The organism is Salmonella sp. NW884 (assembly GCF_051700745.1).
GTDB lineage: Bacteria > Pseudomonadota > Gammaproteobacteria > Enterobacterales > Enterobacteriaceae > Salmonella > Salmonella enterica.
In genome coordinates, this window is the sequence record NZ_JAMMDE010000010.1 from 1 (window position 1) to 24,790 (window position 24,790).

A 24,790-nucleotide genomic window follows, 5' to 3' on the forward strand; every position below is an offset into this window, starting at 1 on the left:
GTGGTGGGTGATGACGGGATCGAACCGCCGACCCCCTCCTTGTAAGGGAGGTGCTCTCCCAGCTGAGCTAATCACCCCCGCTGTGTGGAGTCGCATTATAGGGAGAGTTGAAAATGAGTCAACGCATTTTCTAAAGTTTTTGTTTGTTCGTCGTAAAATTAAACAAAACGATCGTGAATTACCCCGCACTGCATGATTTCTATACGGAAATAGCAAAGCGCAGCGTTCTGACCGGATCAACATTGAGGAATCAAGCCACAGTGATAGAATACAAGGCTATTCATCTTTCCAGGATTTGCCGGTTGTCGGCATCTTTATAAACGTAAGGCCATTTCATGAAAATCAAAACTCGCTTCGCGCCTAGCCCGACAGGTTATCTGCACGTCGGCGGCGCGCGTACTGCTCTTTATTCCTGGCTTTTCGCACGTCACCACGGCGGTGAATTCGTGCTGCGTATTGAAGACACCGATCTTGAGCGTTCCACGCCGGAAGCCATTGAAGCCATCATGGATGGTATGAACTGGCTGAACCTGGAATGGGACGAAGGCCCATATTTCCAGACCAAACGTTTTGATCGCTATAACGCGGTGATTGACGAGATGCTGGAGGCGGGAACAGCCTATAAATGCTACTGCTCTAAAGAGCGTCTGGAGCAACTGCGTGAAGATCAGATGGCGAAAGGCGAGAAGCCGCGTTATGACGGGCGTTGCCGTCACAGTCACGAACATCATGCCGACGATGAGCCATGCGTGGTGCGCTTTGCCAACCCGCAGGACGGTTCCGTTATTTTTGATGATCAGATCCGTGGCCCGATCGAATTCAGCAATCAGGAGCTGGACGATCTGATCATTCGTCGTACCGACGGTTCCCCAACCTACAACTTCTGTGTGGTGGTGGACGACTGGGATATGGAAATTACCCATGTGATTCGTGGCGAAGACCATATCAACAATACTCCGCGCCAGATTAACATTCTGAAAGCGTTAAACGCGCCGGTGCCGATGTACGCGCATGTGTCGATGATTAACGGCGACGACGGTAAAAAGCTGTCTAAACGCCACGGTGCGGTGAGCGTGATGCAGTATCGCGATGACGGTTATCTGCCGGAAGCGTTGCTGAACTATCTGGTGCGTCTGGGCTGGTCCAGCGGCGATCAGGAAATCTTCACCCGTGAAGAGATGATTAAACTGTTCTCCCTCGGTGCGGTGAGCAAGTCTGCGAGCGCGTTCAACACCGATAAACTGCTGTGGCTGAACCACCACTATATCAATACGCTGGCGCCGGAATATGTGGCGACGCATTTGCAGTGGCATATCGAGCAGGAAAATATCGACACCCGTAACGGCCCGCAGCTTGCTGAACTGGTGAAGTTGCTGGGTGAGCGCTGCAAAACTCTGAAAGAGATGGCGCAGAGCTGCCGCTACTTCTATGAAGACTTCAGTGAGTTTGACGCCGATGCGGCGAAAAAACACCTCCGCCCGGTGGCGCGTCAGCCGCTGGAAGTGGTGCGCGACAAGCTGTCGGCGATTACGGACTGGTCAGCAGAAAACGTCCACCACGCGATTCAGGCAACGGCGGATGAGCTGGAAGTGGGGATGGGTAAAGTAGGGATGCCGCTGCGTGTGGCTGTGACCGGTGCCGGGCAGTCGCCTGCGCTGGATGTCACCGTACATGCGATTGGTAAAACCCGCAGCATTGAGCGTATCAACAAAGCGCTGGGCTTTATCGCCGAGCGTGAAAGTCAGCAGTAACGCCAGCTGAAACAGAATAAACGGCAGGGCAGACGCCTGCCGTTTATTCTTTGTTAGTCCGCCTCATTGATACCTAAACGCGTCAGAAATCCGCGAATACCTTCCCGCGATAAAAACAGCGCCAGTTTTTCCTGTTCCTGAGCAGACATATTTTCAACGGCATCAATAATTTGTCGATAAGCGTGACTGTGCGTCGCGTTCGCATATTCTGCGAAAGCCTCTTCCGCCTGATAAAACGCAGGCAGTTTGCGAAAAGCCGGAATATTGAGAATAAACTCCCGCACGCTGGCATCAATATGGATGAGTCTTGCGCGTCCGCCTTTGACGCCGGGAAATTTTTCGGTTTTCCAGTGTTGTTCTCTGATCCAGCGATTGACGGTTTGTCTGGCCACGCCGAGGCATTCAGCCAGCTCTTCAGTGGTCATTTTACTGCGTAATCTTTTCATATTATTTGCTATCGCGTATCCCTAAGCGTTGTAACAAACCGGTAATCCCTTCACGCACGAGGAGAGAGGTAAACTGTTTCTGCTCGGATGAGGTCATCTCTTTGGCGAGCGTCATGAGCAGCGCTTCAAGCGATGCGTTGCTGGCAGGCGTGAATGTGTCTGCGTGATGGTCAACTGAACGTTCAGCGCTGCGGATATATTCACGAACCTGTTCGTTTACATGAACCAGACGGGCTTTACCGCCCTGGACGCCAGGTTTGGGCGATGTTGCCCAGCCTTCTTTCCGTACCCATTTATTGATGGTTTGTCGGCTGTAACCGGTGAGATTAGCGAGTTCTTCTGGCGTCATCCGTTCCTTGAACATAACGATTCCCTGAATAGTCGTGGGGTTAATTAGTGGTTCATTTTATAGCACCATTTTAGTCGAAACCGTGACGTGTTTAACTACTGAATGCGAGTTGTGCCGCAATGTCCTTTATTTGAATGCTTTTTCAGCGATTGAATTCGGCAAGTTCATTTTGCCGTTGACACATGCCGAGGGAATTCATATGATGCCGCCCGTCAACTCGACAAGCTTTACGTTATGGGGCTATAGCTCAGCTGGGAGAGCGCTTGCATGGCATGCAAGAGGTCAGCGGTTCGATCCCGCTTAGCTCCACCAACATTCAAACCCTCGCTGGAAAGCGGGGGTTTTTGCTTTTTGTCACAAAATTCATGGCGTCTGATCTGCTCTTCAGGTGCGTTTGTTTGCCTCTGCTTTTGCGGTCAATATGAGCTTTTGTTAGATTGCTTCATAATGCGAATATACTTATTATTCATGCGCCTTATATAATGATGTGAGCATTAAAGCAATGCCGGATAAGTGTAACGTATTAAAAAATATAAAAATATTCTTACTGGCCTTCTGCCTGACCGTTCCGGCTATTCTGCTATCTCGTCTCATTTCTCCCCGCGCCACAATTGATTCCAGCTATATCTTTCTGGCCTGGCTACCGCTCTGCGTCATGTTTGCCGTGCTGTTCTTATTTGGCCGCCGTGGCGTCGCGCCGATGGTAGGCGGAATGATGTTGACTAATGAATGGAATTTTCATTTACCTCTGCCACAGGCGATGGTGCTGCTATTTTGCCAGACGTTTCCCGTGTTGCTGGTTTGCGCTATCGTACGCTGGCAGCTGGGCGCGCGCTGGCGCTACGGAATACCCAACCAAGGCATCTGGCTACGCGTTTTCTGGTTAGGGTTAATGACGCCGTTTGGCATAAAAATCAGTATGCATCTGGCGGGGCACTACCTGGCTTTCCCGGTGACTATCTCTACCTTCTTTGGCACTGGTACCGCTATTTTCTCGATTGTCGATTTATTGAGTCTGATTTCTGCCGCGCTTATTTTTACCCTCTTTTTCTATTATCCGCTGCGGATGATAGTCAGCCCGCACTATATGCGTATTTTCTGGCGGAGGGATGTCGCTCCTTATCTCGCCAAAGAAAAACGCCTGTTTACGCTTCTCTGGTTTGCCACTCTGGCGACGCTATTAGCGGTGCTGTGTACGCCTTTCGAGACAAAGTATATTGCTGGCTATCTGGTGCCAGTTCTGTTCATTGGATTTACCATCGGCGTGGGGAAAATCAGCTATCCGCTGTTGAATTTTAGTTGGGCTCTCACTGCGCTATTCCTGCTTAGCTATAACCGCAATTTTCTGCAGGGCGTGGGTTCAGAATATTCGCTGGCATTTATCCTTTCAGTTCTCATTTCTTTTAGTATTTGTTTGTTGTACATGGCGCGGATTAATCAGCGTAGCGAATGGTTGAATCGACAGTGGCACTCGCAGGCATTGACCGATCCGTTGACGCAACTGCCTAACCTGCGCGCGCTGGAGCAGTTTCTTTTACAGGATGCCGGGCAAAGCGTGTGTTATCTACGCATGGAAAACCTGGAATTTCTGAGCCGTCATTACGGTATGCAGATGCGCGTGCATTGCGAACGCGAGGTGTTTCGCGTGTTGCAGCCGCTGCTGCTGGAAAAGGAGAAAATTTTCCATCTGCCGGGCAGTGAATTATTGCTGGTACTGACGGGACCGGAGACGGAAGCCCGCCTGCAATATATGCTCAATGTGCTTAATAACCGCAAAATTTACTGGAACAATACCGGTTTGGACATGGAATACGGCGCATCGTGGGGAACATTCGATGGTCGCCAGGAAACCTTGCAACCGCTGTTGGGGCAATTAAGCTGGCTGGCGGAGCAATCCTGCTCGCATCGTCGGGTGCTTGCACTGACCCAGAGTATTGAAGCCGCTTCCGGGCAGACGACGGAACGGGTGCTGCGGTTGCAGAAAATCCGTCAGGCGCTGGAGCGCGGCGCGCTGGTTTTGTATGCGCAACCCATTCGCGACGCGCAGGGAAAAGGGTATGACGAGATTCTGACGCGGCTTCGGTGCGACGACGGTATCATGATGCCCAATCAGTTCATTCCGCTTATCGCCCAGTTTAACCTGAGCGTACGGTTTGATATGCAGGTGATGGAAGCGCTGCTGCAATGGCTGTCCGCGCATCCTTCAGCGGAGCAGGGGGCGCGTTTCTCGGTTAATTTGATGCCGCTGACGCTGCTGCAAAAAGAGACGGCGTCGCGCATTATGCAGCTTTTTAAACGCTATGGCGTCCCGCCTGCTTCGGTCATCATCGAAATTACTGAAGAACAGGCCTTCTCTCATTCCGAAATCAGTATGCACAATATCAACCAGCTGCGTAAGTTTGGCCTAAAAATCGCCATTGATGATTTCGGTACCGGTTATGCAAACTATGAACGGCTAAAACGCCTCAAGGCGGACATCATTAAAATCGACGGTTGTTTCGTAAAAGATATTCTGACGGACTCCCTGGATGCGATGATCGTGAAATCCATCACTGATTTAGCGAAAGCGAAATCGTTGAGCGTCGTGGCTGAGTTTGTTGAAACGCCTGCGCAGCGCGATCTGCTATTGCAGCTTGGCGTACACAGTTTGCAGGGATATCTGATTGGCCGCCCGCGCCCGTTAGGCAAATAAGCGGCATAAAAAAACCGGGGATAGCTCCCCGGTTTCTGCATTAAACCCAGACTTACAGTACCAGCGCCGCGATAGAGGCGGACAGTACGCTCACCAGCGTAGAACCGTAAACCAGTTTCAGACCAAAACGGGAAACCACGTTGCCTTGCTCTTCGTTCAGGCCTTTAATCGCGCCCGCAATAATACCGATGGAAGAGAAGTTCGCGAAGGACACCAGGAAGACGGAGATAATGCCTTCAGCGCGTGGAGAGAGGGTAGAGGCGATTTTCTGCAGATCCATCATCGCCACGAATTCGTTGGAAACCAGTTTGGTCGCCATGATACTTCCTACCTGCAGCGCTTCACTGGACGGTACGCCCATTACCCATGCGACCGGGTAGAAGATGTAACCCAGAATGCCCTGGAAGGAGATGCTGTAGCCGAACCAACCGGTAACCGTTGCGAACAGCGCGTTCAGCGCCGCGATCAGCGCGATGAAACCGATCAGCATCGCCGCGACGATAATCGCCACTTTAAAACCTGCCAGAATGTACTCGCCCAGCATTTCGAAGAAACTTTGGCCTTCATGCAGGTTCGACATCTGAATATTTTCTTCGCTGGCATCAACGGTATAGGGGTTGATCAGCGATAGAACGATAAAGGTGCTGAACATGTTCAGAACTAGCGCTGCGACCACATATTTAGGGTCCAGCATGGTCATATACGCGCCCACAATAGACATGGAAACGGTCGACATCGCCGTTGCAGCCATGGTGTACATGCGGTTACGGGACATTTTGCCGAGGATATCTTTATAAGCGATAAAGTTCTCAGACTGGCCGAGGATCAGCGAGCTGACGGCGTTAAAAGATTCCAGTTTGCCCATGCCGTTTACTTTGGACAGCAGGAAACCAATAGCGCGGATGACCACTGGCAGAACACGGATATGCTGGAGAATACCGATCAACGCGGAAATAAAGACAATCGGGCACAATACTTTCAGGAAGAAGAACGCCAAACCTTGATCGTTCATACTGCCGAAGACGAAGTTTGTCCCTTCGTTGGCAAATCCGAGCAGTTTTTCAAACATCTCGGAGAAACCTTTTACGAAGCCAAGGCCAACATCAGAGTTCAGGAAGAACCAGGCCAGTAGCACTTCGATAACAAGTAACTGAATGACATAACGAATGCGAATTTTTTTACGGTCACTGCTAACCAGCAGTGCGAGTACCGCAACAACGGCAAGCGCCAGGACAAAATGAAGGACGCGGTCCATATTTGCTCCAAATATGAGGCAGGTTTAATTTTCGTGCACATTCTATGCAACAGCCGTAAAGAAAACGAGATCCAACACACACTATAATAAGGACCTGTGACGAGATTCAAAATTAGTGATCTGTAATACACTTTTACTGTACTGAATATGAAAATGAAAAGTTATATCAGTGTGCTAATCTTGTAATGTTAAGCCAAACTGTTCTGATACAGGTCGTCATCGTATCGGTCTATCGTTTCACACTATCAAAGTAATCACCCGTACCCATTGAAATGCACTTGATAATCATTATCAATAAACATAGCATGAAACATAGCAAAGGCTATGTTTTTGAGGCAAAAGATGACTGACAATCGCGTAGAGAATAGCAGCGGACGGGCGGCGCGCAAGCTAAGGCTCGCATTAATGGGACCTGCGTTCATTGCCGCGATTGGTTATATCGATCCTGGTAACTTCGCGACCAATATTCAGGCCGGCGCCAGCTTTGGCTACCAGCTACTCTGGGTGGTGGTCTGGGCGAACCTGATGGCGATGCTGATTCAAATCCTCTCGGCAAAACTCGGAATCGCCACGGGCAAGAACCTGGCGGAGCAAATTCGCGACCATTATCCGCGCCCGGTAGTCTGGTTTTACTGGGTACAGGCGGAAATCATCGCGATGGCCACCGATTTAGCTGAATTTATCGGCGCGGCAATAGGTTTTAAGCTGATCCTGGGCGTCTCTTTATTACAGGGCGCGGTATTGACCGGTATCGCGACGTTTCTGATTTTAATGTTACAGCGCCGCGGTCAAAAACCGCTTGAAAAAGTCATCGGCGGTTTACTGCTTTTTGTCGCCGCTGCTTACATTGTGGAGCTGTTTTTCTCTCAGCCTGATATGGCGCAGCTCGGAAAAGGAATGGTTATCCCGGCGCTACCGAACCCGGAAGCCGTATTCTTAGCCGCCGGCGTGCTTGGCGCGACGATTATGCCGCACGTGATTTATCTGCACTCGTCATTAACACAGCATCTGCACGGCGGAACGCGGCAACAACGGTACTCAGCAACGAAATGGGATGTCGCTATTGCTATGACGATTGCCGGTTTTGTCAATCTGGCAATGATGGCGACCGCCGCTGCGGCGTTTCATTTTAGCGGCCATACCGGCATAGCCGATCTCGATCAGGCATACCTGACGCTGGAACCGTTACTAAGCCATGCGGCGGCAACGGTGTTTGGTCTTAGTCTGGTAGCGGCAGGGCTTTCCTCCACTGTGGTAGGGACTCTGGCGGGGCAGGTGGTGATGCAAGGGTTTGTCCGTTTTCACATTCCGCTGTGGGTACGGCGCACCATTACCATGCTGCCCTCATTTATTGTGATTTTGATGGGGCTTGACCCTACCCGAATTCTGGTGATGAGCCAGGTGCTGCTGAGTTTTGGTATTGCGCTGGCGCTGGTGCCGCTTCTGATTTTCACCAGTAACGCTACGCTAATGGGCGAGCTGGTGAACACCCGGCGGGTAAAACAGGTTGGCTGGATAATTGTCGTGCTGGTCGTCGCCCTGAATATCTGGTTGCTGGTTGGAACGGTGATGGGGTTGTCATAAAGACAGAAAGATAGCAGGCCCGATGCGTGGGCGTCATCGGGCTGTTATTCAGCAGGAGGCTTAGTGATGATGTTTGTGACCCCGGCCTCGCCCGCGATGATCGTCGCGATCGCGCCAGCCTTCCCGATAACCGCGTTCATACGCTTTACGCTTATCCCAGCCGCGATGATAGCCGTTGTCATGGCGCCACCAGCGATTTTTACGCCATTCATAATGGTTGTGCCAGTAATCCCGGTCGCGCCAGCGACCACCGTCCCAGTAGTTACCGTAATCATCGCGATCGCCAATCTGTAATTTTATTGAGGGCAACAGGGTGATTTCGCCCGCATTCGCGGCAAGCGGTGTAAAAGCCAGCAAGGCTGCCGCCAGAATCAGTGACCTGAACATACTTTCTCTCCTTCACGATCGAGCCGTCGCCGGCCTGTTAATGCAATATTACAAAGCAGTAAAGATTTGTTTCATCGCCTTAACTCTTAAATCATGAAGGAGAGCATTTTTTGCTAAAACTGGCCCTCCAGAATAGCGTCAATTTCTGCACATTCCGCCGCTGAAAAACGGCGATTGGCCAGCATTCCCACGGCGTCTTCGATTTGCGACGGTTTGCTGGCGCCAATCAGTACCGAGGTAACGTTATCGTTACGCAGCACCCAGGCGAGCGCCATCTGAGACAATTTTTGACCCCGTCGCGCAGCCAGTTCATTCAACCGGCGAACTTTTTCCAGTTTGTCGGCGGTAATCTGTTCTGGTTTAAGGAAACGGCTTCCGCTCGCCGCGCGGGAATCTTCCGGAATACCATTCAAATAACGGTCAGTGAGCTGCCCGCCCGCCAGCGGCGAGAAGGCAATACTACCGACGCCTTTTTCCTGCAACAGCGCCAGCAGCCCGTCCTCTACCCAACGCTCAAAAAGCGAATATTTAGGCTGATGAATCAGGCAAGGCGTGCCGAGATCCTCCAGAATATCGATAGCCTGTCTGGCCAGATCGGCAGGATAGTTAGAGATCCCCACGTACAACGCTTTGCCCTGGCGCACAAGGTGATCTAACGCTTTCATCGTCTCTTTAAGCGGCGTTTCGGGATCGGGACGATGGTGATAAAAGATATCGACATACTCCAGCCCCATACGTTTCAGGCTTTGATCGAGGCTGGCGATAAGGTATTTCCGTGAACCCCAGTCGCCATAAGGGCCATCCCACATGGTGTAGCCCGCTTTGGTGGAGATGATCAATTCATCACGCCACGGTAAAAAATCTTCCTGCAGAATGCGGCCAAAATTGCATTCTGCGGAGCCCGGCGGCGGCCCATAATTATTGGCGAGATCAAAGTGGGTAATGCCCAGATCGAACGCGCGTTGCAGCAGCGCCCGGCTATTTTCTACCTGTGTCGCATCGCCGAAGTTGTGCCATAACCCCAGCGAAATGGCGGGAAGTTTGACGCCGCTGCGCCCGCAGCGACGATACTCCATTGTGTGATAACGATTCTCATCGGGCTGATAAATCATGACCTTTCCCCCTGTGGCGTGAATAAATAGTGTATACGGTTACACTCGCCAGGCGGTATCCGGCTTTTACTGTTTGCCGCTGTAAACATTGTTTTCCAGGCTTTCATCCCCGCCGTGCTGGACAGCCATCGGCATTCCTTAATACTCAACATAATGTCAACGTCAGAAGGAAAGCTGTCATGCAAAACCCCTATACCGTGGCCGACTATTTGCTGGACAGACTGGCAGGATGCGGCATTGGCCATCTTTTTGGCGTACCGGGCGATTATAACTTGCAGTTTCTTGACCATGTGATTGACCACCCGACCTTGCGTTGGGTGGGATGCGCCAATGAGCTGAACGCCGCTTATGCCGCGGACGGTTATGCGCGCATGTCGGGCGCTGGAGCGCTACTCACCACCTTTGGCGTGGGAGAACTTAGCGCTATTAACGGTATCGCGGGCAGTTACGCGGAATATGTCCCGGTCTTGCATATCGTCGGCGCGCCCTGTAGCGCTGCGCAGCAGCGTGGCGAATTGATGCACCATACCCTCGGTGACGGCGATTTTCGTCATTTTTATCGCATGAGTCAGGCGATATCTGCCGCCAGCGCAATATTGGATGAGCAGAATGCCTGTTTCGAGATTGACCGCGTATTGGGTGAAATGCTTGCCGCACGCAGGCCTGGATACATCATGTTGCCCGCCGACGTGGCGAAAAAAACGGCCATCCCGCCTACGGAGGCGCTGACGTTGCCCGTGCATGAAGCGCAAAGCGGCGTGGAGACGGCTTTTCGTTACCACGCCCGTCAGTGCCTGATGAACAGTCGGCGTATTGCGCTATTGGCCGACTTTCTTGCCGGGCGTTTTGGTTTACGGCCACTGTTGCAGCGTTGGATGGCGGAAACGCCCATTGCTCATGCGACACTACTGATGGGGAAGGGGCTTTTTGATGAACAGCACCCGAACTTCGTTGGCACCTATAGCGCAGGCGCCAGCAGCAAAGAAGTACGTCAGGCCATAGAGGACGCCGATAGGGTTATCTGCGTCGGCACCCGTTTTGTCGATACCCTTACGGCCGGATTTACCCAACAATTGCCGGCGGAACGTACGCTGGAGATTCAGCCTTACGCGTCGCGCATCGGCGAAACCTGGTTCAACCTCCCGATGGCGCAGGCGGTGTCTACGCTGCGCGAACTGTGCCTTGAATGCGCTTTTGCGCCGCCGCCGACGCGTTCCGCCGGACAGCCAGTGCGGATTGATAAGGGAGAACTGACCCAGGAAAGCTTCTGGCAAACTTTACAGCAGTATCTCAAACCCGGCGATATTGTCCTTGTCGACCAGGGGACCGCCGCCTTTGGCGCTGCCGCGCTGTCGCTTCCTGACGGCGCGGAAGTTGTGGTTCAGCCGCTGTGGGGGTCTATCGGCTATTCCTTGCCCGCCGCGTTTGGCGCGCAAACTGCCTGCCCCGATCGGCGGGTGATTCTGATTATCGGCGATGGCGCGGCGCAGCTCACGATTCAGGAGATGGGCTCGATGTTACGCGACGGGCAGGCGCCGGTCATCCTGCTGCTCAACAATGACGGCTATACCGTAGAGCGCGCCATTCACGGCGCGGCCCAGCGGTATAACGACATCGCGAGCTGGAACTGGACGCAGATACCACCGGCGCTAAACGCGGCGCAACAAGCGGAGTGCTGGCGGGTGACGCAGGCTATCCAACTGGCGGAGGTCCTCGAACGGCTGGCGCGCCCACAACGTCTGTCATTTATTGAAGTGATGTTGCCAAAAGCCGATCTGCCGGAATTACTGCGTACCGTGACCCGGGCGCTGGAAGCCCGCAACGGGGGATAATGGCCCCCGCTGCGCCGGATTAGGGTTCGTGACGGTTGGCGGCCAGCAACGGTTTTCCCGCCAGCAATAGCCAGGCGGGGAGCATCACAATGCAGAGCAGCGGCAGCAGATTGGTATCCGGTACGACGACTGCCGCCATAAACAGACTGAGCCAGCCGTCGCGCGTCACTACCAGCACTAAGCCAAGAATCGCGCAGGAGACGGTAATCGCCGCGGGTACGGCCTCAACATGGGCATGGAGCATGAGCCCCAGCGCCGCGCCGATAAACACAGCCGGAAAAATGCGCCCGCCGCGAAAGCCGCTCGCCGCCGCGATGACCAGCGCGGCGAGTTTGACGACGGTTAAGGTAAAATAATCTCCCGCGCCCAACGTTTGGCTAAACGCCATTTGTTGCATTTCGTCAAGGCCTTTAAACAGGGTAAGCGGCCCGCCAATGACGCCCAGAATACCCAGTATAAAACCGCCAATGCCGAGAATCAGGACCGGATTTTTCAGTCGGTGCAGCAACTCATGCAGACGCGGAAGGCACCAGACGGCGACCATCCCGGCGGCAATAGCGATCGCCGCGACGATCGCTCCGCTGGCAATGTCCACCAGCCGCATCTGCGTGTAATGGGCGATGGGTAACGAAAAATGCGGATGAAAGAACAGGCTGGTGGTGAGTGACCCCGCCGCTGCCGCCATTAACGGCGCAAACAGGCGATCCCACATGGGAATATCGTTAGAGCCGCTAAGCGTTTGCGAAAAAATCAGCGCCGCAGCGACGGGCGTGCCGAACAGCGCGCCGATGGTGCCCGCTGAGGCCAGAATCGTCCAGTCTAACGCCGTGATACGCGGAAACAGGCGGGAGCCGAAAGCCGCCGCCAGCGCGATATTTATTGTCATTATCGGATGCTCTGGCCCCAAACTTACCCCACCAGCAAGGCCGATGATTAAGGCGAGAAGCAGCCCGGGCAGCGCAGATGGCGAGACCGGCATACTGATTAACGGTTCGATGGCCGGATCGGGGCCAGCGTGTCCGGGACTGTAACGGATAATCAAACCCACCACGATCCCGGTTAGCGTGAGCATGCCCACTATCCAGAACGGCGAATCATAAGCGATGCCGATGCTGGTGGGCAGTCGTTGCCAAAGAAATTGCTGAAAAACCGACGCGACTTTCATCGCAGCGATTAAAACCAGGCTTGACGCTACGCCAATAATCAGCGCGGGGAGCGACAGCAGCAGCATCGTTCGGGCACGCGGGTGGAACATAATCTCTTCCTTACACGGGGTCGTATACCTATTTTGCACAGCCTGCCCGACGGCATTGCTGCAATTGGTGCTGAAACAAGAAAGTAATTCTGTGATGAAGATCTATATTTATAGGCAGTCAGCCTGATGGCCGTTGTTGTTATGCCCCCATGAATTTACAGTGTGACAAAGACTTATTTTGACTTTAGCGGAGCAGTAGAAGAATGACAAAGTATGCTTTAGTAGGAGATGTAGGTGGCACGAATGCGCGTCTTGCCCTGTGTGATATCGCCAGTGGAGAAATCTCGCAGGCCAAAACGTATTCCGGCCTGGATTACCCCAGTCTTGAGGCCGTGGTGCGCGTTTATCTCGATGAGCATAGCGTCAGCGTGGAAGATGGTTGTATCGCCATAGCCTGCCCGATTACTGGCGACTGGGTGGCGATGACTAACCATACCTGGGCTTTTTCTATTGCGGAAATGAAAAAAAATCTCGGCTTTAGCCATCTGGAAATCATCAACGATTTCACCGCCGTGTCGATGGCGATCCCGATGCTGAAAAAAGAGCATTTAATTCAGTTCGGCGGCGGCGAACCGGTAGACGGCAAACCTATTGCGGTGTATGGCGCGGGAACCGGCTTGGGCGTGGCGCATCTGGTGCATGTGGATAAGCGTTGGATTAGCCTTCCGGGCGAAGGCGGGCATGTCGATTTTGCGCCTAATAGCGAAGAAGAAGCTATGATTCTGGAAATATTGCGCGCCGAAATTGGCCACGTTTCCGCCGAGCGCGTGCTGTCTGGCCCGGGGCTGGTGAATCTTTACCGGGCGATTGTTAAGTCCGATAACCGTCTGCCGGAAAATCTGCGCCCGAAAGATATTACCGAGCGCGCCCTGGCGGATAGCTGTATCGATTGTCGCCGCGCGTTGTCGCTCTTTTGCGTCATCATGGGGCGATTTGGCGGCGATCTGGCGTTAACCATGGGGACATTTGGCGGCGTTTATATCGCTGGCGGCATTGTCCCGCGCTTCCTGGAATTCTTTAAAGCGTCTGGCTTCCGTGGGGGCTTTGAAGATAAAGGCCGCTTTAAAGATTATGTACACGGTATTCCGGTCTATCTGATTGTCCATGATAATCCCGGCTTGTTAGGCTCCGGCGCGCATCTGCGCCAGACATTAGGCCATATTCTATAAGTCAGACGGCGGCATAAACGCCTTATCCGGACTACAATAGTGTGTCATCTGTAGGCCTGATGAGCGCAGCGTCATCAGGCAATTAAACATTCTCTTGTCAGTCTCAAACCGCGTGTCTCACGCGGTTTTTTCATTGCCTTTCCTGTGCATGAATGCTTCAACTGACTGAATTATTTCACTTTACTTTTGCTGAGCGAAAGGTCAAACACCAGCGCGTTGAGTCATCACGTCATGGCGGTTAGTCAGGCGAAAACAGGGATTTATTTTACTATACGTATCCGGTTCGCTGCCTTATTTACGGTTTCATCGCGGCAGCTTGTCGGAAAGGATCCTTATTTTCGGGGAAATATCCCTGAAAATACCGCAATATGACATGATTGAATACCATTATCATTAGTAAGGATTTTGGTTAAAGAGGAAAAACCACAAAATCAAAAGGGGATTATTTGAGATAAGGTTTATTGACAGGAAATTATCGTCGGCTGTAACACATTACGTAAATTCAATGATATCAATTTGTTAATAATATGATTTGTTTGATGCTATAACTGACACGCTTAAAAAGTAAGTTTTTACGCTTGTTCCTCTTTTTTGTCGCTAAAAATATTTTCATTAGCCTCTCGACAGGAAGAAAATTTTCAGGCTATTTTCTAAAGGAGCCACCATCGTGGCAGCGTCGCTCGGACGGTCCGGGCGCTAACGTTAATCTGAGGATATTATGGCTGACTTCCGCCCTGAACGTCGCTTTACGCGTATCGATCGCCTTCCGCCCTATGTTTTTAACATCACCGCTGAACTCAAAATGGCTGCGCGTCGGCGCGGTGAAGATATTATTGATTTCAGTATGGGTAATCCTGATGGCGCAACCCCTCCCCACATTGTCGAAAAACTTTGCACCGTCGCGCAGCGTCCGGATACGCACGGTTATTCCACGTCTCGCGGCATACCGCGTTTACGCCGCGCGATTTCTCACTGGTATCAGGAACGTTATGATGTCGATATCGATCCGGAAACCGAAGCGATTGTGACCATCGGTTCCAAAGAGGGACTGGCGCATTTAATGCTGGCGACGCTGGATCATGGCGATACGGTTCTGGTGCCGAACCCCAGTTACCCGATTCATATCTATGGCGCCGTTATCGCCGGGGCGCAGGTGCGTTCGGTTCCATTGGTCGAGGGGGTGGATTTCTTCAACGAGCTGGAGCGCGCTATTCGCGAAAGTTATCCGAAACCGAAAATGATGATTTTGGGTTTTCCATCTAACCCTACGGCCCAGTGCGTCGAACTGGAATTTTTTGAAAAAGTGGTTGCTTTGGCTAAACGTTATGATGTGCTGGTGGTGCACGATCTGGCGTATGCCGATATCGTGTACGACGGCTGGAAAGCGCCATCCATTATGCAGGTGCCCGGCGCGCGCGACGTGGCGGTTGAATTTTTCACGCTGTCGAAAAGCTATAATATGGCGGGCTGGCGTATTGGGTTTATGGTGGGTAATAAAACCCTGGTCAGCGCGCTGGCGCGCATTAAAAGTTATCACGATTATGGCACCTTTACCCCGCTTCAGGTGGCGGCTATCGCCGCTCTGGAAGGCGATCAGCAGTGCGTGCGCGATATTGCCGAGCAGTATAAACGTCGTCGCGATGTGCTGGTGAAGGGACTGCATGAGGCGGGCTGGATGGTTGAAATGCCGAAAGCCTCAATGTACGTCTGGGCGAAAATCCCGGAGCAATATGCGGCGATGGGGTCACTTGAGTTTGCCAAGAAGCTGCTGAATGAGGCGAAGGTTTGCGTTTCTCCAGGGATAGGCTTTGGTGACTATGGCGACACCCATGTACGCTTTGCATTAATAGAGAATCGCGATCGCATTCGCCAGGCCGTCAGGGGGATTAAAGCGATGTTCCGCGCCGATGGCGTGCTGCCGTCACATCCGAAACCCGTTGAAGCGAGCACGGAGTAGAAAAGCAAACAGGAGCCCTATGGCTCCTGTTTTTCTTTGCATTGTACTTTTAAATCATCAGGGCGAAAGTACCGGCCCAAACGATGACCATAAATGAAATGCCCATAAAGAAATATTTCACGTTTCATCTCTCCGCGTACCTGTCGTACGCCTAAATGAACTTACACTTACCTGATTATAGAGAGTTGATGCCGGACAATACGAAATTGAGAATTATTCGTGTTTCGACCGCCTGCATCACCTCAGAATTCTGCGCGTCATCGCTCCAGACGGCGCTAATGTACGCCTAAAAATGAGGTGAAACAAGAGGCATTTTCTTATTTACTTTTAGTAACTTACAAGTGTCGTGAATCGGCGACAGTTTAATTTCTGACAGTGATGAATCGCTATTGAGCGACGCCGCCGACACAGTAAAAAATCGCCTGTAAACAGGAGACTTATCGCTAAAAGCAGGAATGAGTAATTTACGATATGAATATTATGGCAATGCGAAATGCCAAAATAAAAGGCCTTGCGGCCTTTTTCAGATGTAGAGTGACGCTTCCCCCAACGGGCGAGTCTTGAAACGGCGATGGATCCAGAGATATTGCTCCGGGGCGCGCATGATCTCTTTCTCAATAATTTTATTCATATAGGCAGCGGCTTGATTTTCATCTGCCGGGTAACCTTCCATTTCAGGGGTAATATACAGACGATAACCCGAGTTATCGGATTTCCTTACCATTGTAACGGTCAACATGGCGGCGCCAGACAGCCTGGACAGTACATAGGTGCCGTTGGTGGTGGCGACGTTTTCAACCGCGAAAAATGGCGCAAAGGAGCTGCCTTTAGGGCCGTAGTCCTGGTCGGGAGCAAACCAAACGGCTTCCCCTTTTTTTAGCGCGCCCACAATGCCGCGCAGATTGTTTCTGCCGATCATCGCTTTATTTGAGCGCATACGACCGCGCGTCTGCACCCACTCCATGAGCGGGTTGTTATGCGGACGATAGGTCGCCATCATCGGCTGGCAGAGACCCATTACCCGGCCTCCCAATTCCAGCGACATAAAATGCACGCCAACGACCATTACGCCGCGATTTTGCGCCTGCGCACGGGTAAGGTTGTCCAGCCCGTCCACATCAAACCATTTACGAACCCGGCTATCAGGCCAGAACCAGGCCATGCCTGTTTCAAGCAGCGCCATGCCAAGAGAGTGGAAATTCTCGGCGATCAGTTTTTCCCTTTCTTCCCGGGAGAGGGTCGGAAAACAGAGTTCAATATTTTTCTGGGCGATCGACTCACGTCGCTTCAGGAAAGGGCGCGCCAGCTTACCGGTGCGGGTGCCCAGAAAACGCAAAACCGGGTAGGGAAGCTGCACCAGTAACCAGAGGACGCCAACGCCAAACCACGTCAGCCAGTAGCGCGGGTGCAAAAACGCGCGTGAAAATTTGCTTTGAGGAAACATAAAATACCTTCTGTAGATACGAAAATAATGTATCGCAGAAGAGTCATTATCCGCAGCGGTACACTCTGAAATACGCATCATCCTTCAAGTTGCGTTCGCTTATCCGAAGCACTTACTTGAGTAAGCTCATCAGGGTAACTTGAATGATTTACATATAGTTAGGCCATCATGTACGACAATGGTTCCCGTAAGGAGTGTAAAACTAAGTCAGTACTAAACCACGAGGGCATGAACGCCAGGCAGGCTAATGTACCACCAGTTATTTACTCGCGCCCAGAAATTCTTTATCAAGAAGCGTAAATATTTCTCCCGTAGCAAAAATAAGCTAATCATTATTTTTAATGCATTGTTTTTACAGTGATAATTTTATTTCAGACGAAGGTTATTGAAAAATGATTAGAAAAATAAAATGTGAGATAAATGTTATGGAAATGACGTGCTGATAAGGTTTATCTTAAAGGAGAAGTGAGAGGGACCGTAAGGCTATATGGAAGCCTTGCCATAGACAGGAGGTATTATAGATGATCTATTTATGGACATTTCTTGCAATAAGTATACTTGCCGTGAGTGGCTATATCGGTCAGGTGATGGGGGCTTTTTCTGCGGTTTCTTCTTTTACGGGAATGGTTATCCTTGCCGCGCTGATTTATTTACTCAATGTATGGCTGCAGGATGGCGATGACATCGTTAGCGGATTATTGCTTTTTCTCGCACCGGCATGTGGGTTAATTATTCGCTTTATGGTGGGATACGGTAAGCGTTAGTCAGTACATACCCTTCATACTTCAAGTGGCTCATGTGTTGGCTACGGATTACTCGGCCCATTCATGGGCCTCGCCCTGACGGGCCGTCGCACGCGACTTTCAAATCTGCTCCCGGCAGATTTGTCGCTCACCCCAGTCACATCGTTATCTATGCTCCCGGGGACTCACTCCCTTGCCGCTTTTAAGCAACTCGAATTATTTTTGGTATACACGATGTCAGCGAATAGATAGCGCCGACAATGTCGGCGCTTCTGTTCCCCGGGAAGGCTAATCGTTTATTGCGCGTCCGCAAGCTGCAGTGAGTCCTGATTATGTAACGCATTCTGGCGCTGGCGTTCCAGTTCCAGCGCGCCGCGATGGGAGAGGTAACAGAATAGAATGCAGCACACGATGCCGCCCATCAGAAGATAAAATCCGCCGTACCAGCCCAGTTTATCCACCATGACACCAAACAGGCTGGTGCCCAATGAGGCGCCGAAAATATAGCTCATGAACCCACGTAAACCGACGGCGGAACCTACGGCAAAGCTGGGGACTATCTCCATTGTCTGTACGGACGCGAGGAACTGCGGGACGTAAATCAGACAACCTACAATGGCGGCGAAAATCGTTACCATCAGCAAAGATTCACTTTTCCAGTATCCGATCAGACAGACAAAAATCAGCGCCATGCAAATCATGGCTAACGGCATTCTGCGGCCCTTAAACAGTTTATCTGACAGCCAGCCTGCCAGTAGCGTGGAGGGAATCGCCGCCCACTCGAAAAAGAGAAACGCGACGCTCATCTGTTCTTTTGAAAAGTGTTTTACTGTCAACAGATAGATAGGCAACCAGCTAATCATGCCAAACCGCACCATATAGACGAAGACATCGACCAGCGAAATATACCAGGCATTTTTATTGCGCAGCACATAAGTACAGAAGATTTGCCATGCGCTCATATTTTCCGGCGCTTTTGCCGTATTCTTCGTTTTCAGTACGACTTTTTCTTCCGGCATCATCTGTTCCAGGGAGGGAAGACCTTCTTCGCGCGGCGAACCTTTTCCCAAGACCAGAACAATTAAGGCAAAAATGACGGCGACGCAGGCCGGAACGATATAACTGGCGCTTTGCCAGTGTTCGCTGCCCAATATCGCAAAAGCCGCACCGACGATAGGCGCGACGATCCCGCCGCCAACGTTATGCGAGATATTCCAGAAGGCGCCTACGCGTCCGCGCTCCCGACGAGGGAACCAGTTTGCAATAGTAATAAACGAGGGGCCGACGCCCATGCCCTGAAAAAGGCCATTGAAGACCACCAGAGCGGCAAATATCCAGAATGCGCTACTGAATCCCAGCCCAACGTTAACAATCGCGCAGAGTACCAGACCGCACGCCATGAAGACTTTTGGGCTGGCTTTATCCGCCAGACTGCTCATTACGCCTTTACTGATTCCGTAAGCAATAAGCATACAGCTACTCAGCAGGCCGATTTGCGTAGCGCTGAGATCCAATTGCTCTTTTAAATAAGGCGTCGATAATGTGAAATTGTTTCTGACTATATAGTAAGCGAGATATCCCAGAAATACGCTTAACAGTGCCTGTATACGATATCGACCATACGTAGCCTGGACTTTTTCCGGTGGGACTTTATGCGCCGATTTCCCTGTTTTTAATATTGTTAACATGGAGTCACCTGTATTTTATAGTGAGATGAACATCAGGAGGTTTTGTCGGTAGAGTGAAAGGAGTGACAATAAAAATCAAGTCGAAGAAATGTGTCAAAATTGACTCAATTGGGTGAATTTAAAGGTTATTTTTGACCCATCCTGAAGGGTGTGGTGAAACTTTAATTATTGGCATGGCCGTTTTATCGTTAGCATGTGCGGATATTAACAAATTTGCTGCCAGTGATCTGATACGCTTTATTGATGTTTTCGGGCGACGGACCCGTTATTATTCAAATAACGTTGTTCTGGATGCCAACAGAAATAAAAGGGTAAGTTTTGTCTCAATATTTTCTTTATGTGATATCGATATTTATGAACGGGATCACAAATCGACTTTTCTCATGCTGTAGTCGTTTCGCCAGAGTGGGCGCTTTTACGCTATGGCTGGCGGCAATGTTCGGTTCTTGCCAGGCGTACAGCCGCGAGCTGGTGATGGCAACGACCTTTTCACCCAGCGCGACCGCCTGGATTATCCAGCGCTGGCAGACGGAGCCGGGTTCCGTCATGATTCGTACGCTCAACCGTACCAGCGGTTCTTTAGAGCAATTACTTGATACGGCGAATGCGGAAAATGTCGATCTGATCCTGACGTCATCCCCCATGCTGTTGCAACACCTTCAGGAGCACCAAAAGCTGGCGCTATTGGATAGCGCGCCTGCCGCCAGCCAGAAGCTGGTGCCGCGTTCTATCCGCTCAACTTCAGTGGCGGTAGCGGTATCCGGATTTGGGCTATTGATCAATCGTTCAGCGCTCGCTGCGCGCCATCTTCCGCCGCCTGCCGACTGGCAGGATATGGGCCTGCCCAGTTACCAGGGCGCTCTATTAATGAGCAGTCCGTCACGCTCAGACACCAATCATTTGATGGTGGAGTCGCTGTTGCAGCAAAAAGGCTGGACGGCAGGATGGGCGACGCTGCTGGCAATCTCGGGTAATCTGGTCACGATTTCCTCTCGCAGTTTCGGCGTAGCGGATAAAATCAAAAGCGGGCTTGGCGTTGCCGGGCCGGTCATTGATAACTATGCTAATTTGCTACTCAACGATCCTAATCTTACTTTTACCTATTTTCCGTATTCTGCGGTGTCGCCCACTTACGTCGCGGTGTTGAAAAACAGCCGTCATGCAGATGAAGCGCGTGCTTTTATTCATTACTTATTAAGTCCGAAAGGGCAAAGGATACTGGCTGACGCGAATACCGGTAAGTATCCCGTCGCACCGCTTAGCGCCGATAATCCTCGCGCCGCGCAACAACAGCGTTTGATGGCCCAGCCGCCGTTGAACTATCACCTGATCCTGAAGCGTCAGCAACTGGTACAACGCATGTTTGATACCGCGATCAGTTTTCGTCTTGCGCAGCTTAAAGATGCATGGCGAGCGTTGCACAGCGCAGAAACGCGGCTTAAACGCCCCTTACCTGAAATCAGAGCCTTATTGACCAGCGTCCCGGTGGATGCGGCAAGCAGCGAAGATGAAACCTGGCTGGCGCAGTTTGATAATAAAAGCTTTGCCGAACAAAAAATGATGGAGTGGCAGATCTGGTTTCTGAACAATCAGCGGCTGGCGATTCACAAACTGGAAGAGCTGAAATGAAGGGGAGATTATTGCAACGGCTTCGTCAGCTCAGTATCAGCAACAGTTTACGGGGCGCATTTTTAACTGGCGCATTACTGACGCTGATTGTCAGTATGGTCAGCCTTTATTCCTGGCATGAGCAAAGTTCGCAGGTTCGCTATTCGCTTGATGAATATTTTCCTCGCATCCACTCCGCTTTTTTAATTGAGGGGAACCTGAATCTGGCCGTGGATCAACTCAATGAATTTTTGCTGGCGCCGAACACGACGGTACGTTTGCAGTTACGTACGCAGATTATTCAGCATCTGGATAAAATTGAGCGTCTCAGTCAGGGGCTTCAGCTTGCTGAGCGCCGGCAACTGGCCGTCATTTTACAGGATAGCCGGACCTTGCTGGCGGAGCTGGACAACGCCCTCTACAACATGTTTTTGGTGCGGGAGAAAGTCAGTGAGCTTTCCGCTCGCATCGACTGGCTCCATGATGATTTCACCACGGAGCTAAATTCGCTGGTACAGGATTTTACCTGGCAGCAAGGGACGCTGCTCGATCAAATTGAGGCGAATCAGGGCGACGCGGCGCAGTACTTGCAACGTTCGCGCGAGGTGCAGAACGAGCAGCAACAGGTATATACCCTGGCGCGAATTGAAAATCAGATTGTTGACGACCTGCGCGACAGATTGAATGAGCTCAAGTCCGGCAATAATGACGGGATGCTGGTAGAGACCCATATTCGCTATCTGGAAAACCTAAAAAAAACGGCGGATGAGAATATTCGTGCGCTGGATGACTGGCCCAGTACGATCACGCTGCGGCAAACCATCGACGAACTATTGGAAATCGGGATGGTAAAAAATAAGATGCCCGATACCATGCGCGATTATGTTGCGGCGCAAAAAGCCTTACTGGACGCCAGCCGCGCCAGAGAGGCTACGCTAGGGCGCTTTCGCACGCTGCTTGAGGCGCAGTTAGGTAGTAGTCACCAGCAAATGCAGACGTTCAATCAACGCCTGGAACAGATTGTCCGCGTTAGCGGCGGGCTTATTTTAGTGGCGACGCTCCTGGCGTTGCTACTGGCCTGGGGACTCAACCACTATTTTATCCGTTCCCGACTGGTAAAGCGTTTTACCGCGCTTAATCAGGCTGTGGTACAGATAGGGCTGGGGAGAACCGACTCGACTATCCCGGTTTACGGGCGCGATGAGCTAGGACGGATAGCCCGTTTGCTACGCCATACGCTGGGCCAGCTCAATATGCAACGCAGGCAGCTTGAACAAGAGGTCGCCGAGCGCAAAGAGATAGAAGCCGACCTGCGCGCCATGCAGGATGAGTTGATTCAGACGGCGAAACTGGCGGTAGTCGGCCAGACCATGACCACGCTGGCGCATGAAATTAACCAGCCGCTGAATGCGCTTTCAATGTATTTATTTACGGCGGGACGCGCGATTGAACAAGGTCAGAGCGGACAGGCGAGAAATACTCTCACCAAAGCGGAAGGGCTCATTAACCGGATTGACGCCATCATCCGTTCGCTGCGGCAGTTTACCCGCCGGGCGGAGCTGGAAACGCCATTGTATCCCGTTGATCTGCGCCAAACTTTCGTGGCGGCATGGGAGTTATTGGCCATGCGCCACCAATCCCGGCAGGGAGCGCTTTCACTGCCAACCGACACCGTATGGGTTAGCGGCGATGAAGTGCGTATTCAGCAGGTTCTGGTGAATGTGCTGGCGAATGCGCTTGACGCCTGTTCGCATGATGCGGCGATCGCGGTGACGTGGCAGACGCAGGGAGAGGCGCTGGAGGTTTATATTGCAGATAACGGCCCTGGCTGGCCTGTGGCGCTGTTGCCCTCTTTACTCAAGCCGTTTACTACCAGTAAAGCTGTCGGGTTGGGTATTGGGCTGTCGATTAGCGTGTCGCTGATGGCGCAAATGAAGGGCGACCTGCGTCTGGCGTCGACGCCGACGCGTAACGCTTGCGTGGTGCTGCAATTCTCGGTAACGGATGTCGATGATGTTGAATGATGAATGTTCTATTTTGCTGATTGATGATGACGTTGATGTACTTGACGCCTATACCCAAATGCTTGAGCAGGCAGGCTACCGCGTGCGTGGCTTTACCCATCCTTTCGAGGCCAAAGAGTGGGTAAAAGCGGATTGGGAGGGGATCGTTTTGAGCGATGTGTGTATGCCGGGGTGTTCCGGTATCGATCTTATGACGCTGTTTCATCAGGATGACGATCAACTGCCAATCTTATTGATTACCGGACATGGCGATGTACCGATGGCGGTTGATGCGGTGAAAAAGGGCGCCTGGGATTTTCTGCAAAAACCCGTCGATCCGGGCAAGCTGTTGATATTAATTGAAGACGCGCTACGCCAGCGCCGGTCGGTCATTGCACGGCGGCAATATTGCCAGCAGACGTTACAGGTTGAACTGATTGGGCGCAGCGAGTGGATGAATCAGTTTCGACAACGGTTACAACAACTGGCGGAAACGGACATTGCCGTATGGTTTTACGGTGAGCATGGCACTGGACGTATGACTGGCGCCCGTTATCTCCATCAACTGGGGCGTAACGCGAAAGGGCCGTTTGTACGCTATGAACTCACGCCGGAGAATGCCGGGCAGTTGGAGACATTCATCGACCAGGCGCAAGGAGGTACGCTGGTGTTGAGTCATCCCGAATATCTGACACGCGAACAGCAGCACCATCTGGCGCGTTTACAAAGCCTGGAGCATCGGCCTTTTCGTTTGGTGGGCGTTGGTAGCGCTTCGCTGGTGGAGCAGGCGGCAGCTAACCAGATTGCGGCCGAGCTTTACTACTGTTTCGCCATGACCCAAATCGCCTGCCAGTCTCTTTCTCAGCGACCGGATGATATCGAGCCGTTATTTCGCCATTATCTTCGAAAAGCCTGCCTGCGGCTCAATCATCCAGTGCCGGAAATAGCGGGGGAATTACTGAAAGGAATAATGCGACGCGCCTGGCCAAGCAATGTGCGCGAACTGGCTAATGCGGCAGAGCTTTTTGCTGTTGGCGTGCTGCCGCTGGCGGAAACGGTCAACCCGCAGTTGCTTCTTCAGGAGCCGAGCCCGCTTGACCGGCGCGTTGAAGAGTATGAGCGACAAATTATTACCGAAGCATTAAATATTCATCAGGGACGAATTAATGAAGTGGCAGAGTACCTGCAAATTCCCCGTAAAAAACTTTATCTGCGCATGAAAAAATATGGTCTAAGTAAAGAGCATTATAAATTCTGATATTACAGTTACTTTCAATCTGGCTGACAACATCAGCAGCGATGTCGTTAGCCAGATAACGCCGTATCACCGTAATGGTAAATCATTCCATCATGATTATAGATTGCTTATTATTCACCTGAGCATCAAATTCTATTTCTTAACTTCAATATAAGGTAAAAATACGTCAAGTTCTCTGGCGTAATAAATGTACTCTTGTCCGACGATTTGACAAGATGAAAACTTCATCACCTCTCCAGATTACATCTGAATATGAG

The 24,790-nt window shown here is 51.6% G+C and carries 20 protein-coding genes and 2 tRNA genes; 12 read left to right on the top strand and 10 right to left on the bottom strand.

Annotated elements, in window-relative coordinates:
- Position 1 precedes the first annotated feature (1 nt).
- Positions 2-77, bottom strand: a tRNA-Val gene (locus tag NA197_RS18595).
- A 258-nt stretch (positions 78-335) separates the two neighbouring features.
- Here NA197_RS18595 and gltX point away from each other — a divergent pair.
- The gene (gene gltX, locus NA197_RS18600; RefSeq protein WP_000695623.1) at positions 336-1,751 is read left to right on the top strand and encodes a glutamate--tRNA ligase; all 1,416 of its coding nucleotides are present in this window, start codon (positions 336-338) and stop codon (positions 1,749-1,751) included.
- A 53-nt stretch (positions 1,752-1,804) separates the two neighbouring features.
- Here the strand turns inward: gltX and NA197_RS18605 are convergent, their stop codons facing one another.
- Together NA197_RS18605 and NA197_RS18610 are read right to left on the bottom strand one after the other, a co-directional pair.
- Positions 1,805-2,197 carry a MerR family transcriptional regulator gene (locus tag NA197_RS18605; RefSeq protein WP_000826515.1) on the bottom strand — a complete coding sequence of 131 codons (393 nt, stop codon included), beginning with the start codon at positions 2,195-2,197 and terminating at the stop codon, positions 1,805-1,807.
- A gap of 1 nt (position 2,198) precedes the next feature.
- The gene (locus NA197_RS18610) at positions 2,199-2,561 is read right to left on the bottom strand and encodes a MerR family transcriptional regulator (protein ID WP_000472034.1); all 363 of its coding nucleotides are present in this window, start codon (positions 2,559-2,561) and stop codon (positions 2,199-2,201) included.
- Between the two features lie 221 nt (positions 2,562-2,782).
- Here NA197_RS18610 and NA197_RS18615 point away from each other — a divergent pair.
- Positions 2,783-2,858 (top strand) — tRNA-Ala (locus NA197_RS18615).
- 190 nt (positions 2,859-3,048) lie between these two features.
- Positions 3,049-5,238 (top strand): EAL domain-containing protein, encoded by a 2,190-nt coding sequence (locus NA197_RS18620; protein WP_064043585.1) that lies wholly within the window; start codon positions 3,049-3,051, stop codon positions 5,236-5,238.
- 52 nt (positions 5,239-5,290) lie between these two features.
- On the opposite strand, the gene nupC is transcribed toward NA197_RS18620, so the two are convergent.
- The gene (gene nupC / locus NA197_RS18625; RefSeq protein WP_000376343.1) at positions 5,291-6,493 is read right to left on the bottom strand and encodes a nucleoside permease NupC; all 1,203 of its coding nucleotides are present in this window, start codon (positions 6,491-6,493) and stop codon (positions 5,291-5,293) included.
- Positions 6,494-6,798: 305 nt separating this feature from the next.
- On the opposite strand from nupC, the gene NA197_RS18630 reads away from it, so the two are divergent.
- Positions 6,799-6,843, top strand: coding sequence for a hypothetical protein (locus tag NA197_RS18630; protein ID WP_418338175.1), 45 nt, complete (start codon positions 6,799-6,801; stop codon positions 6,841-6,843).
- Positions 6,836-8,077 carry an Nramp family divalent metal transporter gene (locus NA197_RS18635; protein WP_000131735.1) on the top strand — a complete coding sequence of 414 codons (1,242 nt, stop codon included), beginning with the start codon at positions 6,836-6,838 and terminating at the stop codon, positions 8,075-8,077. The genes NA197_RS18630 and NA197_RS18635 overlap by 8 nt, the downstream gene beginning before the upstream one ends.
- Before the next feature lie 60 nt (positions 8,078-8,137).
- On the opposite strand, the gene ypeC is transcribed toward NA197_RS18635, so the two are convergent.
- Both ypeC and mgrA read right to left on the bottom strand, forming a co-directional pair.
- Complete coding sequence (gene ypeC / locus NA197_RS18640; protein ID WP_000490091.1) at positions 8,138-8,464, bottom strand: DUF2502 domain-containing protein YpeC; 327 nt, start codon at positions 8,462-8,464, stop codon at positions 8,138-8,140.
- 113 nt (positions 8,465-8,577) lie between these two features.
- Positions 8,578-9,576 (bottom strand): L-glyceraldehyde 3-phosphate reductase, encoded by a 999-nt coding sequence (gene mgrA, locus NA197_RS18645; RefSeq protein WP_064043587.1) that lies wholly within the window; start codon positions 9,574-9,576, stop codon positions 8,578-8,580.
- A 179-nt stretch (positions 9,577-9,755) separates the two neighbouring features.
- On the opposite strand from mgrA, the gene NA197_RS18650 reads away from it, so the two are divergent.
- The gene (locus NA197_RS18650) at positions 9,756-11,408 is read left to right on the top strand and encodes an alpha-keto acid decarboxylase family protein (protein WP_064043588.1); all 1,653 of its coding nucleotides are present in this window, start codon (positions 9,756-9,758) and stop codon (positions 11,406-11,408) included.
- Positions 11,409-11,427: 19 nt separating this feature from the next.
- Here NA197_RS18650 and NA197_RS18655 read toward each other — a convergent pair whose 3' ends face one another.
- Complete coding sequence (locus NA197_RS18655; protein ID WP_000468922.1) at positions 11,428-12,663, bottom strand: ion channel protein; 1,236 nt, start codon at positions 12,661-12,663, stop codon at positions 11,428-11,430.
- A 203-nt stretch (positions 12,664-12,866) separates the two neighbouring features.
- Between NA197_RS18655 and glk the strand changes: the two genes are divergently transcribed.
- Together glk and alaC are read left to right on the top strand one after the other, a co-directional pair.
- Positions 12,867-13,832 carry a glucokinase gene (glk, locus tag NA197_RS18660; RefSeq protein ID WP_000170380.1) on the top strand — a complete coding sequence of 322 codons (966 nt, stop codon included), beginning with the start codon at positions 12,867-12,869 and terminating at the stop codon, positions 13,830-13,832.
- Positions 13,833-14,550: 718 nt separating this feature from the next.
- On the top strand, positions 14,551-15,789 hold the full coding sequence (gene alaC / locus NA197_RS18665) for an alanine transaminase (RefSeq protein ID WP_000763118.1): 1,239 nt from the start codon (positions 14,551-14,553) through the stop codon (positions 15,787-15,789).
- Positions 15,790-15,838: 49 nt separating this feature from the next.
- Here the strand turns inward: alaC and ypdK are convergent, their stop codons facing one another.
- Both ypdK and lpxP read right to left on the bottom strand, forming a co-directional pair.
- The gene (ypdK, locus tag NA197_RS18670) at positions 15,839-15,910 is read right to left on the bottom strand and encodes a membrane protein YpdK (RefSeq protein ID WP_010723117.1); all 72 of its coding nucleotides are present in this window, start codon (positions 15,908-15,910) and stop codon (positions 15,839-15,841) included.
- Between the two features lie 402 nt (positions 15,911-16,312).
- A complete protein-coding gene (gene lpxP / locus NA197_RS18675) occupies positions 16,313-17,233 on the bottom strand; it encodes a kdo(2)-lipid IV(A) palmitoleoyltransferase (RefSeq protein WP_000484431.1) in 921 nt (306 codons plus the stop codon).
- A 521-nt stretch (positions 17,234-17,754) separates the two neighbouring features.
- On the opposite strand from lpxP, the gene NA197_RS18680 reads away from it, so the two are divergent.
- On the top strand, positions 17,755-17,997 hold the full coding sequence (locus tag NA197_RS18680; protein ID WP_000639889.1) for a YfdY family protein: 243 nt from the start codon (positions 17,755-17,757) through the stop codon (positions 17,995-17,997).
- 275 nt (positions 17,998-18,272) lie between these two features.
- Here NA197_RS18680 and pgtP read toward each other — a convergent pair whose 3' ends face one another.
- On the bottom strand, positions 18,273-19,664 hold the full coding sequence (pgtP, locus tag NA197_RS18685; protein ID WP_000955735.1) for a phosphoglycerate transporter PgtP: 1,392 nt from the start codon (positions 19,662-19,664) through the stop codon (positions 18,273-18,275).
- A gap of 435 nt (positions 19,665-20,099) precedes the next feature.
- On the opposite strand from pgtP, the gene pgtC reads away from it, so the two are divergent.
- Genes pgtC through pgtA form a run of 3 tightly spaced genes read left to right on the top strand, consistent with a single transcriptional unit; the run spans position 20,100 to position 24,533 of the window.
- Positions 20,100-21,293 carry a phosphoglycerate transport regulator PgtC gene (gene pgtC / locus NA197_RS18690; RefSeq protein ID WP_074181637.1) on the top strand — a complete coding sequence of 398 codons (1,194 nt, stop codon included), beginning with the start codon at positions 20,100-20,102 and terminating at the stop codon, positions 21,291-21,293.
- Positions 21,290-23,296, top strand: coding sequence for a two-component system sensor histidine kinase PgtB (gene pgtB, locus NA197_RS18695; protein WP_023233532.1), 2,007 nt, complete (start codon positions 21,290-21,292; stop codon positions 23,294-23,296). Before pgtC ends, pgtB begins: the two co-directional genes overlap by 4 nt.
- Positions 23,286-24,533, top strand: a complete 1,248-nt coding sequence (gene pgtA, locus NA197_RS18700) for a two-component system response regulator PgtA (protein ID WP_000930842.1) — start codon at positions 23,286-23,288, stop codon at positions 24,531-24,533. The genes pgtB and pgtA overlap by 11 nt, the downstream gene beginning before the upstream one ends.
- Positions 24,534-24,790 lie beyond the last annotated feature (257 nt).

Excerpts from the sequence above, each read along its gene's own strand:
- gltX (WP_000695623.1), top strand. The coding sequence starts at position 336 with ATGAAAATCAAAACTCGCTTCGCGCCTAGCCCGACAGGTTATCTGCAC.
- NA197_RS18605 (WP_000826515.1), bottom strand. The coding sequence starts at position 2,197 with ATGAAAAGATTACGCAGTAAAATGACCACTGAAGAGCTGGCTGAATGC.
- NA197_RS18610 (WP_000472034.1), bottom strand. The coding sequence starts at position 2,561 with ATGTTCAAGGAACGGATGACGCCAGAAGAACTCGCTAATCTCACCGGT.
- NA197_RS18620 (WP_064043585.1), top strand. The coding sequence starts at position 3,049 with ATGCCGGATAAGTGTAACGTATTAAAAAATATAAAAATATTCTTACTG.
- nupC (WP_000376343.1), bottom strand. The coding sequence starts at position 6,493 with ATGGACCGCGTCCTTCATTTTGTCCTGGCGCTTGCCGTTGTTGCGGTA.
- NA197_RS18635 (WP_000131735.1), top strand. The coding sequence starts at position 6,836 with ATGACTGACAATCGCGTAGAGAATAGCAGCGGACGGGCGGCGCGCAAG.
- ypeC (WP_000490091.1), bottom strand. The coding sequence starts at position 8,464 with ATGTTCAGGTCACTGATTCTGGCGGCAGCCTTGCTGGCTTTTACACCG.
- mgrA (WP_064043587.1), bottom strand. The coding sequence starts at position 9,576 with ATGATTTATCAGCCCGATGAGAATCGTTATCACACAATGGAGTATCGT.
- NA197_RS18650 (WP_064043588.1), top strand. The coding sequence starts at position 9,756 with ATGCAAAACCCCTATACCGTGGCCGACTATTTGCTGGACAGACTGGCA.
- NA197_RS18655 (WP_000468922.1), bottom strand. The coding sequence starts at position 12,663 with ATGTTCCACCCGCGTGCCCGAACGATGCTGCTGCTGTCGCTCCCCGCG.
- glk (WP_000170380.1), top strand. The coding sequence starts at position 12,867 with ATGACAAAGTATGCTTTAGTAGGAGATGTAGGTGGCACGAATGCGCGT.
- alaC (WP_000763118.1), top strand. The coding sequence starts at position 14,551 with ATGGCTGACTTCCGCCCTGAACGTCGCTTTACGCGTATCGATCGCCTT.
- lpxP (WP_000484431.1), bottom strand. The coding sequence starts at position 17,233 with ATGTTTCCTCAAAGCAAATTTTCACGCGCGTTTTTGCACCCGCGCTAC.
- NA197_RS18680 (WP_000639889.1), top strand. The coding sequence starts at position 17,755 with ATGATCTATTTATGGACATTTCTTGCAATAAGTATACTTGCCGTGAGT.
- pgtP (WP_000955735.1), bottom strand. The coding sequence starts at position 19,664 with ATGTTAACAATATTAAAAACAGGGAAATCGGCGCATAAAGTCCCACCG.
- pgtC (WP_074181637.1), top strand. The coding sequence starts at position 20,100 with ATGTTCGGTTCTTGCCAGGCGTACAGCCGCGAGCTGGTGATGGCAACG.
- pgtB (WP_023233532.1), top strand. The coding sequence starts at position 21,290 with ATGAAGGGGAGATTATTGCAACGGCTTCGTCAGCTCAGTATCAGCAAC.
- pgtA (WP_000930842.1), top strand. The coding sequence starts at position 23,286 with ATGTTGAATGATGAATGTTCTATTTTGCTGATTGATGATGACGTTGAT.